The 16,259-nt window shown below is 58.5% G+C and carries 13 protein-coding genes; 5 read left to right on the forward strand and 8 right to left on the reverse strand.

The window, feature by feature from the left end; all coding sequences use genetic code 11:
• Positions 1–101: 101 nt before the first annotated feature.
• Complete coding sequence (locus EJA70_RS08890; RefSeq protein ID WP_150603666.1) at positions 102–989, reverse strand: lysophospholipid acyltransferase; 888 nt, start codon at positions 987–989, stop codon at positions 102–104.
• Between the two features lie 40 nt (positions 990–1,029).
• Entirely contained in the window at positions 1,030–1,587 is a 558-nt protein-coding gene (locus EJA70_RS08895; RefSeq protein WP_158830515.1) for a DNA-3-methyladenine glycosylase I, read from the reverse strand.
• A gap of 81 nt (positions 1,588–1,668) precedes the next feature.
• On the opposite strand from EJA70_RS08895, the gene glyQ reads away from it, so the two are divergent.
• From glyQ to EJA70_RS08915, 4 genes are all read left to right on the forward strand, one after another.
• Positions 1,669–2,622, forward strand: a complete 954-nt coding sequence (gene glyQ, locus EJA70_RS08900) for a glycine--tRNA ligase subunit alpha (protein WP_025112261.1) — start codon at positions 1,669–1,671, stop codon at positions 2,620–2,622.
• The gene (glyS, locus tag EJA70_RS08905; protein WP_158830516.1) at positions 2,619–4,673 is read left to right on the forward strand and encodes a glycine--tRNA ligase subunit beta; all 2,055 of its coding nucleotides are present in this window, start codon (positions 2,619–2,621) and stop codon (positions 4,671–4,673) included. The genes glyQ and glyS overlap by 4 nt, the downstream gene beginning before the upstream one ends.
• A 4-nt stretch (positions 4,674–4,677) precedes the next feature.
• Positions 4,678–5,217, forward strand: a complete 540-nt coding sequence (gmhB, locus tag EJA70_RS08910; RefSeq protein WP_174245032.1) for a D-glycero-beta-D-manno-heptose 1,7-bisphosphate 7-phosphatase — start codon at positions 4,678–4,680, stop codon at positions 5,215–5,217.
• An 83-nt stretch (positions 5,218–5,300) separates the two neighbouring features.
• Positions 5,301–6,080: a 1-acyl-sn-glycerol-3-phosphate acyltransferase gene (locus tag EJA70_RS08915; RefSeq protein WP_008084363.1), complete on the forward strand. Its 780-nt coding sequence runs from the start codon at positions 5,301–5,303 to the stop codon at positions 6,078–6,080.
• A gap of 168 nt (positions 6,081–6,248) precedes the next feature.
• On the opposite strand, the gene EJA70_RS08920 is transcribed toward EJA70_RS08915, so the two are convergent.
• Positions 6,249–7,781, reverse strand: coding sequence for a HAMP domain-containing sensor histidine kinase (locus EJA70_RS08920; protein ID WP_158830517.1), 1,533 nt, complete (start codon positions 7,779–7,781; stop codon positions 6,249–6,251).
• A 168-nt stretch (positions 7,782–7,949) separates the two neighbouring features.
• Between EJA70_RS08920 and EJA70_RS08925 the strand changes: the two genes are divergently transcribed.
• Positions 7,950–8,669, forward strand: a complete 720-nt coding sequence (locus EJA70_RS08925; RefSeq protein ID WP_158830518.1) for a response regulator transcription factor — start codon at positions 7,950–7,952, stop codon at positions 8,667–8,669.
• A gap of 14 nt (positions 8,670–8,683) precedes the next feature.
• On the opposite strand, the gene dinD is transcribed toward EJA70_RS08925, so the two are convergent.
• The 5 genes from dinD to dnaA form a co-directional block, all read right to left on the reverse strand.
• Complete coding sequence (gene dinD / locus EJA70_RS08930; RefSeq protein WP_158830519.1) at positions 8,684–9,520, reverse strand: DNA damage-inducible protein D; 837 nt, start codon at positions 9,518–9,520, stop codon at positions 8,684–8,686.
• 204 nt (positions 9,521–9,724) lie between these two features.
• Positions 9,725–12,142 carry a DNA topoisomerase (ATP-hydrolyzing) subunit B gene (gyrB, locus tag EJA70_RS08935; protein ID WP_008084382.1) on the reverse strand — a complete coding sequence of 806 codons (2,418 nt, stop codon included), beginning with the start codon at positions 12,140–12,142 and terminating at the stop codon, positions 9,725–9,727.
• Positions 12,143–12,147: 5 nt separating this feature from the next.
• Entirely contained in the window at positions 12,148–13,251 is a 1,104-nt protein-coding gene (gene recF, locus EJA70_RS08940) for a DNA replication/repair protein RecF (RefSeq protein WP_007911886.1), read from the reverse strand.
• 14 nt (positions 13,252–13,265) lie between these two features.
• Complete coding sequence (gene dnaN, locus EJA70_RS08945; RefSeq protein WP_008084384.1) at positions 13,266–14,369, reverse strand: DNA polymerase III subunit beta; 1,104 nt, start codon at positions 14,367–14,369, stop codon at positions 13,266–13,268.
• Positions 14,370–14,408: 39 nt separating this feature from the next.
• A complete protein-coding gene (dnaA, locus tag EJA70_RS08950) occupies positions 14,409–15,935 on the reverse strand; it encodes a chromosomal replication initiator protein DnaA (RefSeq protein WP_008084386.1) in 1,527 nt (508 codons plus the stop codon).
• Positions 15,936–16,259: the final 324 nt, after the last annotated feature.

A 16,259-nucleotide genomic window follows, 5' to 3' on the forward strand; every position in this document is an offset into this window, starting at 1 on the left:
CGAGTTGTGGATAACTGGAGGAGCAAGATCAAAAGATCGTCCGATCGCGGCCCGAACCTTCGGCAGCTCCTACAGGTTATCCACAGATCATGCCAATCAGTTCAGTACCAGCGTTCTTCGCCGGGTGGACGCTTTTTGAAGCGTTTCATGCTCCACATGTACTGGCTCGGATAGGCAGCGACGTAGCGTTCGACGACTTTGCTCATCGCTGCGCAAGACTCGGCGGTATCGGTGCTGTACATGGCTTCCGGCGCGGCTTCGAGGATCACTTTGTAGCCGGAACCGTCGGGCAGGCGCAGCGCATGCAGGAACACGCCGACGGCTTTGCCACCGGCCAACATGTTTGGCACGAACTTGCTGGTCAGCGCTTGAGTGGCGAAGAACGGCACGAAGATCCCGGCGGATTCGGCCGGTTCCGGGTCAGCGGGAATGCCCACTGCACCACCTTTGCGCACTTCCTTGATGACGCTGAGGATGCCTTCCTTGGTGGAGGCGGCGACTTTGTTGCCCAGTTGCACGCGCTGTTTGCGCAGCAAATCATCCACAGCCTTGAGCTTCGGCGGGCGGTAGAAAATGATCGGTTTGCACTGGCTGCAATAGAAGTGGTTGAGCACTTCCCAGTTGCCGAGGTGACTGGTGATGCCGACCACGCCTTTGCCCGAGGCCAAGGCGTCTTTCAGCACGTCGAGGCCTTCGACTTCGCGCACCAGATCGATTGAGCGCTGCGCCGGCCAGATCCACGCGCAGGCGCTTTCGGTCAGCGACTTGCCGATGTCTTTCAGGCTCTGCCCGACCAATCGTTCACGCTCGGCCGGATCCATCTGTGGAAAACATTTGGCGAGGTTGATCCGCACCACGTCGCGGGAGCGGTTGGGGGTTTTCCACATGATCCAGCCGATCGCCGAACCCACGGCCTGCACGGCCCGCCATGGCAGCAGGGCAAACAGCCGCAGAGCGCCTACCAGCAAGGCGCCTTTAAACTTTTCCACAGGTCACTCCTGATCTTGTGCGGTGCGCGAGGCGGCCATTCTAACCGCCGTTGACGAGCTGCGCGTAGCGCTCGCAATCCTGGGTGTGGTCCATGACCATCCCCGAGGCCTGCATCAGCGCGTAGCAAATGGTCGGGCCGACGAACGTGAACCCGGCCTTTTTCAGGGCTTTGCTCATCGCCAGCGCTTCGGCGGTGATCGCCGGGACTTCGCTGCGATCCTTGAAATGATTGATGATCGGTTGGTCGTTGACGAACGACCAGAGGAAGGCCACCGGATCCTCCAGCGCCAGCCAGGCCTGGGCATTACGCCGGGCGGCATTGAGTTTGAGGCGGTTGCGGATGATCCCCGGATCGAGCATCAATTCGTCGATTTCGGCGTCGCTCATTTGCGCCACGCGCTGTACGTCAAAGCCGAACAACACCTCGCGATAACGCTCGCGTTTGCGCAGCACGGTGATCCAGGACAGGCCAGCCTGGAACCCTTCGAGCAAAAGCAACTCGAACAAACCCTGCGCATCGCGTAGCGGCGTGCCCCACTCCTGGTCGTGATAAGCCATGTACAGCGGATCTTCGGTACACCAAAAGCAGCGTGGCATAAGGCTCCAGGGGGCGTGCGCAGCAATGAATCGGGTATACTCCCGCTCTTTAAATCGCAGCCCAAGAAACAGGTGAATTTCGTGAGCCAGCCTACGCCAGCCGTGCGTACCTTCCAAGACTTGATCCTCGCGCTCCAGCAATACTGGGCCGAGCAAGGTTGCGTGGTACTTCAGCCCTACGATATGGAAGTAGGCGCCGGCACTTTCCACACCGCGACCTTCCTCCGTGCCATCGGCCCGGAAACCTGGAACGCCGCTTACGTGCAGCCAAGCCGCCGTCCGACTGACGGCCGTTACGGCGAAAACCCGAACCGTCTGCAGCACTACTATCAGTTCCAGGTCGTGCTCAAGCCGAACCCGGACAACTTCCAGGAACTGTACCTGGGCTCCCTCAAGCATGTCGGCCTGGACCCACTGGTCCACGACATTCGCTTCGTCGAAGACAACTGGGAATCGCCGACCCTCGGCGCCTGGGGTCTGGGCTGGGAAGTCTGGCTGAACGGCATGGAAGTGACTCAGTTCACTTACTTCCAGCAGGCGGGCGGCATCGAGTGCTACCCGGTGACCGGCGAGATCACTTACGGTCTCGAGCGTCTGGCCATGTACCTGCAAGGCGTGGATTCGGTCTACGACCTGGTCTGGGCTGACGGCCCGATGGGCAAAGTCACCTACGGCGACGTGTTCCACCAGAACGAAGTGGAGCAGTCCACTTACAACTTCGAACACGCCAACGTCGACAAACTGTTCGAACTGTTCGACTTCTATGAAAGCGAAGCCAAGCGTCTGATCGAACTCGACCAGCCGCTGCCGTTGCCGAGCTACGAAATGGTCCTGAAGGCGTCGCACACCTTCAACCTGCTGGATGCGCGCCGGGCGATCTCGGTGACCGCGCGTCAGCAATACATTCTGCGCGTACGCACCCTGGCGCGTTCCGTTGCGCAAGCCTACCTGCTGGCGCGCGCCAAGCTGGGCTTCCCGATGGCGACCCCGGATCTGCGTGACGAAGTACTGGCCAAGCTGGAGGCAGCACAATGAGTGCGCAAGATTTTCTGGTTGAACTGGGCACCGAAGAACTGCCACCGAAAGCCCTGAACACCCTGGCTGACGCGTTCCTCGCCGGTATCGACAAGGGCCTGCAAGCCGCTGGCCTGAGCTACGAAACCAAAACCGTCTACGCCGCGCCGCGTCGTCTGGCTGTGCTGATCACCGCGCTGGCCACCCAGCAACCGGATCGCAGCATCAACCTCGACGGCCCGCCACGTCAGGCGGCGTTCGACGCTGACGGTAATCCAACGCAAGCAGCTCTGGGCTTCGCCAAGAAATGCGGCGTTGATCTGAGCGAAATCGATCAGAGCGGCCCGAAACTGCGTTACAGCCAGAGCATCGCCGGCAAGCCGACCGCGAGCCTGCTGCCGACCATCGTCGAAGACTCGCTGAACGACCTGCCGATCCCGAAACGCATGCGTTGGGGTGCGCGCAAGGAAGAGTTCGTGCGTCCGACCCAGTGGCTGGTGATGCTGCTCGGTGACCAGGTCATCGACTGCACCATCCTCGCGCAGAAGGCTGGCCGTGATTCCCGTGGTCACCGCTTCCATCACCCGGAAAGCGTACGCATCGGTTCGCCGTCGAGCTACCTCGCTGACCTGCGTGCCGCTTACGTGCTGGCCGACGCCAACGAGCGTCGCGAGATCATCAGCAAGCGCACCGAAGAGCTGGCCACCCGTCAGGAAGGCACGGCAATCGTTCCGCCGGCACTGCTCGACGAAGTGACCGCGCTGGTTGAATGGCCGGTGCCGCTGGTGTGCTCGTTCGAGGAACGTTTCCTCGACGTGCCGCAAGAAGCGCTGATCACCACCATGCAGGACAACCAGAAGTACTTCTGCCTGCTGGATGCCGACGGCAAGTTGCTGCCACGTTTCATCACCGTGGCCAACATCGAAAGCAAAGATCCACAGCAGATCATCGCCGGTAACGAGAAAGTGGTTCGCCCACGCCTGACCGACGCCGAGTTCTTCTTCAAGCAAGACAAGAAGCAAAAACTCGAAGCTTTCAACGATCGCCTGAAGAACGTGGTGTTCCAGGAAAAACTCGGCAGCGTCTACGACAAGGCCGAGCGTGTTTCCAAGCTGGCCGCTTACATCGCCGCGCGCATCGGTGGCAACGCTTCGTGGGCTGCCCGTGCTGGCCTGCTGTCGAAGTGCGACCTGGCCACCGAAATGGTTGGCGAGTTCCCGGAGATGCAAGGTGTCGCCGGTTACTACTACGCCCTCAATGACGGCGAGCCGGAAGACGTCGCGCTGGCGCTGAACGAGCAGTACATGCCACGCGGTGCCGGTGCAGAACTGCCGGCGACCCTGACCGGTGCCGCCGTTGCGATCGCTGACAAGCTCGACACCCTGGTCGGTATCTTCGGTATCGGCATGCTGCCAACCGGCAGCAAAGACCCGTATGCCCTGCGCCGTGCGGCACTCGGCGTGCTGCGTATCCTCATCGAGAAGAAACTCGACCTCGACCTCAACGACGCTGTGGCTTTCGCCGTGAATGCGTTCGGTGCCAAGGTCAAGGCTGCCGGCCTCAACGAGTCCGTGCTGGAATTCATCTTCGACCGTCTGCGTGCGCGTTACGAAGACGAAGGTGTTGAAGTCGCCACTTACCTGTCGGTACGTGCCCTGAAGCCGGGTTCGGCGCTGGACTTCGATCAGCGTGTGCAAGCGGTGCAAGCCTTCCGCAAACTGCCGGAAGCGGCAGCGCTGGCGGCGGTGAACAAGCGTGTGTCGAACCTGTTGAGCAAACTCGAAGGCGCGGTACCGACCGAAGTCCAAGCCAAGTACTTCGACAACGCCAACGAGTTCTCGCTGTACTCGGCGATCCAGCAAGCGGATCAGGCGGTACAACCGATGGCCGCGGCGCGTCAGTACAACGAATCGCTGGCACGCCTGGCGGCATTGCGTGAGCCGGTGGATGCGTTCTTTGACGCGGTAATGGTCAATGCCGACGACGCCAATGTGCGGGCCAACCGCTACGCGCTGCTGGCGCGTCTGCGTGGCCTGTTCCTCGGCGTTGCCGACATTTCGCTGCTGGGTTGAGGGATTGCTGTTGAAACTGCTGATTCTCGATCGGGACGGAGTGATCAATTACGACTCCGACGCTTACATCAAGTCGGTGGCGGAGTGGATTCCGTTGCCCGGCTCGATCGAAGCGATTGCGCAGTTGAGCAAGGCCGGCTGGACGGTGGCGGTCGCCACCAACCAGTCGGGCATTGCTCGCGGCTATTACGATCTCGCCACCCTCGATGCCATGCACGCACGCTTGCGTGAGCTGGTCGCGGAGCAGGGCGGTGAAGTCGGGCTGATCGTGTACTGCCCGCATGGGCCGGACGAAGGCTGCGATTGCCGCAAGCCGAAACCGGGGATGTTGAAAACCATCGCGGCGCATTACGACGTGGAGTTGACGAATGTCTGGTTCGTCGGCGACAGCCTTGGTGACCTGGAGGCGGCCAAAGCCGTCGATTCACAGCCAGTTTTGGTAAAGACCGGAAAAGGCGCAAAGACTCAGGGCAAAACCCTGCCGGTTGGCACTCTGATTTTTGACGATCTGGCGGCAATTGCCGCAGAACTTATCCACAACTAGAGTACTTCTGAAGTTCCTGACCAGGGATTGATCGGGAGTGCGCTTGAACACTCGGGCATTGCCCCGTCACGGTAAACGTCACTATGTCGATACTGCGGGCCATCAGAATTTTTCTCTTTTACCTGCTGCTGGGCACCACCTCCCTGCTGTGGTGCAGCTTGAGTTTTTTTATCGCGCCGTTTCTGCCGTTCAAGGCGCGTTATCGTTTTATCAACGTGTACTGGTGCCGTTGCGCCTTGTGGTTGACCAAGGTATTTCTCGGTATCCGTTACGAAATCAAAGGCGCGGAAAACGTGCCTGACCGGCCCTGCGTGATTCAATCGAACCACCAGAGCACTTGGGAGACGTTCTTTCTCTCCGCTTATTTCTCGCCATTGAGCCAAGTGCTCAAACGCGAACTGCTATACGTGCCGTTCTTCGGCTGGGCGATGGCCATGCTGCGGCCGATCGCGATTGATCGCGACAACCCGAAAGCGGCGCTGAAACAAGTCGCGGCCAAGGGTGATGAGCTGCTGAAGGACAACGTTTGGGTGCTGATCTTTCCGGAAGGCACTCGGGTGCCGTTTGGCACTGTCGGCAAGTTCTCGCGCAGTGGTAGCGCTTTGGCGGTGAATGCGGCGCTTCCGGTGCTGCCGATTGCACACAATGCCGGCAAGTTCTGGCCGAAAATCGGCTGGGGCAAGAAGTCCGGCGTGATCACCGTAGTCATCGGTGAACCGATGTACGCCGAAGGTACTGGGCCTCGCGCCATCGCCGAGCTGAACGACCGGGTGCAAGCCTGGAACGAGAAGACTCAGCGCGAAATGGGCTCACTGCCACCGGCTCCGCAGGCACCGGCCGCCAATGATCAGATCGCTGTCTGAGATTTTGTGGATAACCTGTGTACGGTTTTGTTGAAAAGGCTTGAATATTGAAATTAAGTGATTGATTTACTTATATATTTCTCAAGCTCATAAAACGCCGTAAAACGTGCATAAGTTTTTTTCGGATGTAAAAAAACCGGCTGATATAGCCGGTTTTTTTGTGCCTGATCACTCGGCGATCAGCGGCAGTTCCAGCAGGAACGTGGTGCCTTGATCGACCACACTCAGGCATTCGATTTTCCCGCCATGGTGATCGATCACTGCTTTGACCATCGACAGTCCCAAGCCCACGCCATCGATGCCCTGAGCCGAGGAAAAACGGCGGTACTGACTGAACAGATCGGGCAATTCATCGGCGGCGATGCCCTTGCCTTGATCCGACAGTTCGCAACGCAACCATTCTTCCTGACAGCTCACATTCAACCGGACAGTGGTGTCTGGCGGACTGTACTTGATGGCGTTTTCCAGCAAGTTGAACAGTGCACGGGTCAGCAAGCCTTGGTCAGCCGAGATCAGCCGCTCCTGGGATTCCTCATCCATGTTGTGGAGCAGCTCAATGCGTTTCTGCTGGGCGATCGGCAGTGCCTGGTCCAGCACGTCCAGCACCAACATCGCGAACAGACTTGGCTGGAACTGGTACGCCTCGGATTCGGCCCTCGCCAGTAAAACGAAACCGTCGGTGAGGTCCAACGCGCGACGCACCTGACGTTCGATCTGTTCGAACAGCGGTGTATCGGCGCCAGCCTGATGCCGGTGGACATCGAGCAAGGCAAGGATCGCCGAGTGCGGAGCACGCAGATCGTGCGAGAGGAAGCGCAGCAGAACTCCGCGTTGCTCCTCGGCGGCCCGTTCGGCGCTGAGGTCGGTCAGGCTGAGCAGCCAGCCTATCGGGGTGTCGCCGTCCACCGGCAGCAACGCGGCACGCTCCAAGCGCAGGCTGCGCTCCTTGTTGTCGCGGAATTCCAGTAGCGGCAGGGCGGACAGCGTCGGTCGCGCCGCTGTGGATAATTCCGGATAACCCAGGCGCGCCAGCTGATCAAGCACGTCATCCCCCACCAGCGCATGATCAAACAGCGCGCGGGACTTGCGGTTACCCAACAGGATCTGCCCCTTGGGATCAGTGATCAGCGTGGCGACGGGCAAGTACTCCAGGCCATCGGCAATGAACCGCCGCGTATCGCGGGTACGGCTCATGGCCTGCTCAAGCGCCATGATCTGGCCCTGCAGGCGATCAGCGCCGGTGAATTGCGAGCGACGGCGCTCAGGAAACACTTTAGGTTCGCGATCCAGCCGTGCCAGTTCCCAACCAAAGTAGGTCAGCACCACGCTTAAGCGCCGCCAATTCCAGATCAGATAACCGAACAACATGCCCAGCACCGCAGGTGTCGGCGACCACCAACGGCGCATTTCCGCTAACCCCGCACTGGCCAGCAGCGCGCACGCCATGCCGATCAACGTGATCCAGAGCGCCCAACGCGGACGCCATAACAGCAGGCCAAGACTGCCGGCGACCAAGGCAACCGACAACAGGGCGCCGATGGCGGGAGTCGCATCGTGCAAGTTGATCTGCGCGCGATAAGACAGCAGCGCAGTCAGCGGCAACAGCACTAGACTTATCCACATCCATTCGCGCACCAACTGGCGAAACAGGCGTTGCACCTGGCTCGGCTCTCGGCTTTCACGCCGACGATCGTGGTTCATGTGGAAAAAGGGCAGGGCAGTGTGAATGGTTTCATAGGCCACAGGTCTGAGACGTAGACCGAAGAATCATAGCGGACGTCGACCAACGGCGGGCTGCTTGTTTTCACGGTGATGACCAAGCGACTATGGTTGACGCCTAACCGCCCCAGCAACAAGGAACCACCGCGAATGCGCGTTGCGATACTGGATGACGAACCCGCCGAACTGCGCCGGGTCGAGCAAACCCTGCAGCAGATGGCCGATGCTGGGGATCAGCCGTGGTCACTGCACAGCTTCGAGCGTGGCGAAGACCTGCTGCGCCAACTGCGCCGGGAAACTTTCGACCTGCTGATCCTCGACTGGCAACTGCCCGACCTCACCGGCCTGGCCCTGCTGCGCTGGACCCGCGATCACATGGAAGCGCCACCGGCGGCAATCATGCTCACCAGCCGTGATGGCGAGAGCGATATCGTTCAGGCGTTGAATGCGGGGGCGGATGATTATGTGAGCAAGCCGTTTCGGCCGAATGAGTTGAAAGCGCGGGTGGCTGCGGTGCTCCGACGGCATAGCCAGCAACGGGCGTCGGCGACGGAAGTGCTGAGCTTCAATGATTTGACGTTTGATGACGCTGAACTCACCGTCACTCGAGAGGGAAAGCCGATTGTCATGACCGAGCGCGAGTATCGGCTGGCGCGGTGTCTGTTCAGCAATCTCGGCCGGCCATTGTCGCGGGATTATCTGTACGAGCGGTTCTGGCCGCATGAGGAGATGGCTTCGTCGCGGCCATTGGATACTCATATCTATCGGCTGCGGAACAAGCTCGGGCTGACGGCGGATCGGGGTTGGCAACTGTTGACGATTTATGGGTATGGGTATCGGTTGGAGAGTGTGGCGTCGAACTCGCAGTAATGGTTCTGGCCGTTTCACTCTTCTTCGGCGCGACCCTTCAATTTTTTGATCGCAGATTCCAACTGCTTGATGCTGGTAGCCGGCATTGGAAGCTCCTCTGGCATGGTGCCGCCAAGTTCGGAAATGGTTTCTCTGACTTTTCGACCAACCTGCAAGTGAACTTCGTTAGCTTGTTGCTCGCCCTGAACATTGTCGCGACGCAATTTATCATCAGCCTGAGTCGCTCGAAATAAATTAGCGGCCAGTTCAGTCGAGCCCATGTGATCAAGAATTTTTTGGCTGTTTTTGAGGCCTTTGCGCTGGTGGATCGCTTTCTGATCAAGTCCTCCGTAGAGCCCTTGATATCCATGATTCTGGAAAACGGCGAAATCCAATTCTGTCTCAACGCCTGCCTGCTGTGCCGTTTCAACCAGAAGCTTGTTGTGCTCGCGCAACTCATTGCGCAGCAGCAAACGCTTCTGATCGTCCCTTAGACTTTGAAATTCGGCATCGTCTGTCAGCTCCTGACGTCGGGTCTGAATCGCAAAGTAGGTTTGCCCTGCGGCGATGACGGGCTTGGATGGATCTCCGTTCTGGACAACTAAATAGCAGGCATAGCGGGAGAGGTGAAAATCCTTCAGTTCTCGCAGAGAACCAGACCCCAAGGAGACCATTTTGCTGGCTTCAACAAAATGGTCGGATACCGAATGATCACCGTGTTCACAAGCTTGTATAGCCTTGGCGATAACGTTCTCGAAGTTACGCCACGTTCTGTATTCCAGCAGCGGAGCAAGGTCTCGGGCAGACCAGTACTCCACTCCACCGTCGGTTCGGTACTTGAGGCCTTCAAACGTCTGATGCTGTTCACTCAACGGTAAATCCTCTACTGGATGAATAAGTCGAAAGTAGCCAGACAGAGCGTTGCACTGACGCGAGGAGTTATCAATCCGGAAAACATGTACATACAAATCATGACGCAGACTTGTATGTATGGAGGGATGCTTGAAAACGTAAAAACCCCGATGAGCCAAAACTCACCGGGGTTTATTTTTTACTTCAAGCCCGAACAGAATTCGTTAGAAATCCAGGTTCGAAACCGCCAACGCATTGCTCTCGATGAAGTCACGACGAGGTTCGACCGCATCACCCATCAGGGTGTTGAAGATCTGGTCTGCGCCAATGGCGTCTTCGATGGTGACTTTCAGCATGCGGCGCACGCTTGGGTCCATGGTGGTTTCCCACAGCTGATCCGGGTTCATTTCGCCCAGACCTTTGTATCGCTGAATGGTGTGGCGCTTGGTGCTTTCAGCCATCAACCAGTCCAGTGCTTCCTTGAACTCGGTAACTGCTTTCTTGCGTTCGCCACGCTGGATGTACGCGCCTTCGTCGAGCAGGGTGCTCAACTGAGCGCCGAGGGTGACGACGGTTTTGTAGTCGTTGCTGCCGAAGAAGTCGCGGTTGAAGGTGACGTAGTTCGACAGGCCGTGGGAGATCAGTTCGACCTCTGGCAGCCACACGCCACGTTCGCGGTCTTCACGCAGACTGGCCTTGTAGACCAGACCGGATTTTTCCACGGTACGCAGACGCGCTTCGTACTGGGCCAGCCACTCTTGCATCGCTGCGTGGTCGCCGAGCTTTTCCAGGCTCACGGCCGGCAGGTAGATGAAGTGCTCGGTCAGTTCCTGCGGGTACAGGCGCGACAGACGCTTGAGCGTCTTCATCACCATGCGGAAGTCGTTCACCAGACGCTCAAGCGCTTCACCGGAAATGCCCGGGGCTTCTTCGTTCAGGTGCAGGCTCGCATCTTCCAGGGCCGACTGCGTCATGTACTCTTCCATGGCGTCGTCGTCTTTGATGTATTGCTCTTGCTTGCCTTTCTTGACCTTGTACAGCGGTGGCTGAGCGATGTAGATGTAGCCACGCTCGATCAGCTCCGGCAACTGACGGAAGAAGAAGGTCAGCAGCAGGGTACGGATGTGCGAACCGTCGACGTCAGCATCGGTCATGATGATGATGTTGTGATAGCGCAGCTTGTCGATGTTGTACTCGTCGCGACCGATACCGCAGCCCAGTGCGGTAATCAAGGTGCCCACTTCCTGGGAGGAGATCATCTTGTCGAAACGGGCTTTCTCGACGTTGAGGATCTTGCCCTTCAACGGCAGGATCGCCTGGGTCTTGCGGTTACGTCCCTGCTTGGCAGAGCCGCCCGCGGAGTCACCTTCCACGAGGTACAGTTCGGACAGCGCCGGGTCTTTTTCCTGGCAGTCAGCGAGCTTGCCCGGCAGGCCGGCGATGTCCAGCGCGCCTTTGCGGCGGGTCATCTCACGGGCTTTACGCGCAGCTTCACGGGCACGGGCAGCGTCGATCATCTTGCCGACGACCAGCTTGGCTTCGTTCGGGTTTTCCAGGAGGAAGTCGGAGAAGTACTTGCCCATTTCCTGTTCGACCGCGGTCTTCACTTCGGAAGAGACCAGCTTGTCTTTGGTCTGCGAGCTGAACTTTGGATCCGGCACTTTCACCGAGATGATCGCGGTCAGGCCTTCACGGGCATCGTCACCGGTGGTGGCGACTTTGTGTTTCTTCGCCAGACCTTCGGCTTCGATGTAGGTATTCAGGTTACGCGTCAGTGCCGAACGGAAGCCCACCAGGTGGGTGCCGCCGTCGCGCTGTGGAATGTTGTTGGTGAAGCACAACAGGTTCTCGTTGAAGCTGTCGTTCCACTGCAGGGCGATTTCCACGCCAATGCCGTCTTCACGCTGGATGTTGAAATGGAACACCTGGTTGACCGCAGTCTTGTTGGTGTTCAGGTACTCAACAAACGCACGCAGGCCGCCTTCGTACTTGAACAGTTCTTCCTTGCCGCTGCGCTCATCCTTGAGGACGATGCCGACACCGGAGTTGAGGAAGGACAGTTCACGAATACGCTTGGCCAGGATGTCCCAGCTGAAGTGAATATTCTTAAAGGTGTCAGCCGATGGCTTGAAGTGAATCTGGGTGCCGGTGGTTTCGCTGTCGCCAACGATGGCCATCGGTGCCTGAGGCACGCCGTGGACGTAGGTCTGTTCCCAGATCTTGCCGCTGCGGCGAACGGTCAGTACCAGTTCTTCGGACAGCGCGTTCACTACCGAAACACCTACACCGTGCAGACCGCCGGAGACTTTGTAGGAGTTGTCGTCGAACTTACCGCCAGCGTGGAGGACGGTCATGATGACCTCGGCGGCGGAAACGCCTTCCTCTTTGTGCACGTCTACCGGGATGCCACGGCCGTTGTCTTTAACGGTGATGGACTCATCCGGGTGGATGATGATGCTGATGTCGTCGCAGTGGCCGGCGAGGGCTTCGTCGATCGAGTTGTCGACCACTTCGAACACCATGTGGTGCAGACCGCTGCCATCGTCGGTGTCACCAATGTACATACCGGGACGTTTGCGTACGGCATCCAGGCCTTTCAGCACTTTAATGCTCGTTGAGTCGTACGTATTTTCTTCGCTCAATGCCTTCACTCCCGATGGTCGTGGGTCTGGGTGATACGGCCCTGTTCCACGTGGAACAAAGCGACTGGCGTTTCCGTCTGCCAGCCTTCCCTCAATAATTCGTGATCTACACAGGTGATAAACACCTGGCAGCGTAAGTCTTCCAGCAAGCGGCACAGCGCGCGACGGTGGCTCTCGTCCAGCTCGGACGGCAAGTCATCCACCAGATAAATACACTGACCGCGGCGGGCCTGGCTGACCAGGTGGCCTTGGGCAATCCGCAGTGCACAGACCACCAACTTCTGCTGACCCCGGGACAAAATGTCCGCGGCGTTGTGTGCGCCCAATCTAAGACGCAAATCAGCGCGTTGCGGTCCGGCCTGGGTATGACCCATTTGCTGATCCCGTTGCAGGGATCCGGCCAGTACGGCGCTCAATTCCCGGTCTTTGTCCCAGCCTCGGTAATAGCTGAGCGTCAAACCTTCGAGCTCAACCAGTTCGCTCAAGGTTTGTTCAAAGACTGGTTTCAAGGCTTTGATGTAAGCGCGGCGGTATTCATCGATTTCAGCGCTGGCCTGGCACAGTTCCCTGTCCCAAACCGCTTGCGAAACGGCGTCAAGTGTACCATGCCGCAGCCAGGAGTTTCTCTGGCGCAAGGCCTTCTGCAAACGCTGCCAGGTAGCCATGAACCGTGGCTCAACGTGGAACACGCCCCAGTCGAGAAACTGCCGGCGAATCTTCGGCGCACCTTCAAGCAGGCGGAAGCTGTCGGGGTTGATCAACTGCAGTGGCAGGATCTCCGCAAGCTGTGCTGCGCTGCGGGCGTTCTGACCGTCGATGCGGATCTGGAACTCGCCTTGACGATCGCGCGAGATGCCCAAAGCGCTGTGACCACCCTCGGCCAATTCGACCTGACCGAACACGGTACAGGCGAGCTGTTCGTACTGGATGACCGGCAACAGACGCGTGCTACGAAACGAACGGGCAAGCCCCAGCAGATGAATGGCTTCCAGAACACTGGTTTTGCCGCTGCCGTTGGCGCCGTAAAGAATGTTGATGCGGGGGGAGGGGGAGAAGGTCACCGGGTGCAGATTACGCACCGCGGTGACCGAAACACGACTTAAGGACATCCAGGGTCAGCTGATTACAGACGCATCGGCATGACAACGTAAGCCGAATCGTCGTTGTCAGACTCTTGCACCAGCGCACTGCTGTTGGAGTCGGACAGGATCAGACGAACCTGCTCGGTGGTCATCACGCCCAGCACGTCGAGCAGATAGCTCACGTTGAAACCGATTTCCAGCGAGCCGCCGTTGTATTCAACGCCCACTTCTTCTTCCGCTTCTTCCTGCTCCGGGTTGTTGGCCTGGATTTTCAACTGACCGTTGGCCAGTTGCAGACGGATACCACGGTACTTCTCGTTGGACAGAATCGCGGTACGGCTGAACGCTTCACGCAGCGCCTGACGATCGCCCAATACCAGCTTGTCGCCGCCCTTCGGCAGAACGCGCTCGTAATCCGGGAACTTGCCGTCGACCAGTTTCGAGGTGAAGGTGAATTCGCCGGTAGTGGCGCGGATATGGTGCTGGCCGAGAACGATGGCAACCGTGCCCTCCGGCTCAGTCAGCAGGCGCGCCAATTCCAGAATACCTTTACGCGGAACAATGACCTGATGACGATCAGGGTGGTCGATCGCGGCTTTCATGCTGCACATGGCCAAGCGGTGACCATCGGTGGCAACGGCACGCATCAGCCCACTCGACACTTCCAGCAACATGCCGTTGAGGTAGTAACGAACATCCTGCTGGGCCATGGCGAAGCTGGTGCGCTCGATCAGGCGACGCAGTTTGCTTTGCTCAAGGCTGCAAGTCAGCGAGCCCGGACCTTCTTCAACGGTCGGGAAATCGTTGGCGGGCAACGTCGACAGGGTGAAACGGCTACGGCCAGCCTTCACCACCAGCTTCTGCTCGTCGACCTTGATGTCGATCAGGGCATCGTTGGGCAGGCTTTTGCAGATGTCCATCAGCTTGCGCGCAGGCACGGTGATGGAACCTGTTTCCGCAGGCTCTTCAAGTTGCACACGACCGACCAGTTCGACTTCGAGATCGGTACCGGTCAGCGACAGTTGCTGGCCTTCGACTACCAACAGCACGTTGGACAGTACCGGCAAGGTCTGTCGACGCTCGACGACGCCTGCGACCAGTTGCAGGGGTTTCAACAGGGCTTCGCGTTGAATGGTGAAATGCATGGTCTAGTCCCTTGCCTTAATAAGCTGCGCTGGTGTTCATCAAGTGGTCAGTGTACGCAGCAGGTTCTTGTAGTCCTCGCGGATGTCCGCGTCGGATTCCTTAAGTTCGTTGATCTTGCGGCAGGCGTGCAACACGGTGGTGTGGTCACGGCCGCCAAACACGTCGCCGATTTCCGGCAGACTGTGGTTGGTCAGTTCCTTGGACAATGCCATGGCCACCTGACGCGGACGCGCTACCGAGCGCGAACGGCGCTTGGACAGCAAGTCCGAGATCTTGATCTTGTAGTACTCGGCGACGGTACGCTGAATGTTATCCACAGAGACCAATTTGTCCTGCAACGCCAACAGGTCTTTCAGGGATTCGCGAATCAACTCGATGGTGATGTCGCGGCCCATGAAGTGCGAGTGGGCGATCACGCGTTTCAGCGCGCCTTCCAGCTCTCGGACGTTGGAGCGAATGCGTTGGGCAATGAAGAACGCGGCGTCGTGCGGCAAGTCGACTTTGGCCTGGTCGGCCTTCTTCATCAAGATCGCGACGCGGGTTTCCAGTTCCGGCGGCTCGACGGCGACGGTCAGGCCCCAGCCGAAGCGGGATTTGAGACGTTCTTCAAGGCCCTCAATTTCTTTCGGGTAGCGGTCACTGGTGAGAATGACCTGCTGGCCACCTTCAAGCAGGGCGTTGAAGGTGTGGAAAAACTCTTCTTGCGAGCGCTCTTTGCGGGCGAAGAACTGAATGTCATCGATCAACAGAGCATCCACCGAACGGTAGAAACGCTTGAACTCGTTGATCGCGTTCAGTTGCAGCGCCTTGACCATGTCGGCCACGAAACGCTCGGAATGCAGGTACACGACCTTGGCATTCGGGTTCTTCTTTAATAGGTGGTTACCCACAGCGTGCATCAAGTGAGTTTTACCCAGGCCAACGCCACCATAAAGGAACAGTGGGTTGTAGCCGTGCTTTGGGTTATCCGCCACTTGCCAGGCCGCCGCACGGGCGAGCTGGTTGGACTTACCTTCGACAAAGTTCTCGAAAGTGAAGGTGCGGTTCAGGTAGCTGGTGTGCTTGAGCGCACCTTCGACCTGCACGGTGCGCTGTTCGGCGCGAACCGGCGCCTGTTGCGAAGCCGCGCCGGACATTGGGTCGAAACTGTCGCGAGACGGTTCGTCGCTGACTTCGGGGCTTTTCTGCGTCGAGCGCTTGGCCGCCGGTGCTGGCGCTTGCGTAGGTGCCGGCGCGCTCACAGGTGCGGCATTTGCCTGGGCCTGGGAAACCTGCGCGGCCGCCAGCGGCGCGTTCGGTGCGGCACGCGGAGCGGAACTGCGTTTGCTGCCTATTAATAAGGAAAGCGCGGGCGCCATGCCGTTGCCATGCTCATCCAGCAGTTCAATGACGCGGCCCAGATACTTTTCGTTGACCCAGTCCAGCACAAAACGGTTCGGTGCGTAGACGCGCAACTCGTCGCCTTCGGCTTCGACCTGTAGTGGACGGATCCAGGTGTTGAATTGTTGGGCAGGCAGCTCCTCGCGCAAAAGCTCCACGCACTGCTGCCAAAGTTCCACTGACACGGATATCCCCTAAGTTGAAAGCCGGTGAGGCAAAAACAAGCGGCCATTGTAGCGGCGAGCCGCCCACTTATCCACATGCAGGTTGCGCGGTGACCATGATTTATCAATGCGTTAACCGATGAGAAAGCGACCAACGGTGTGTGCATAAGCTCTGTGGATAACCGCCTCTAAGGGCACTGGACAACTGGGGGTTGAACTCGGTGGATAACCTGCCTGTGGATAACAGGCCATTCCACACACAGGTTATCCGACAGCGCAGCACAGGCTGAACACGGTTTTCCACTGTAGTTGTCATTCGCTGTACATCAGGTGAAACAAGGCCTG

Origin of the sequence: Pseudomonas sp. PB103, assembly GCF_009764635.1 — a bacterium.
GTDB lineage: Bacteria > Pseudomonadota > Gammaproteobacteria > Pseudomonadales > Pseudomonadaceae > Aquipseudomonas.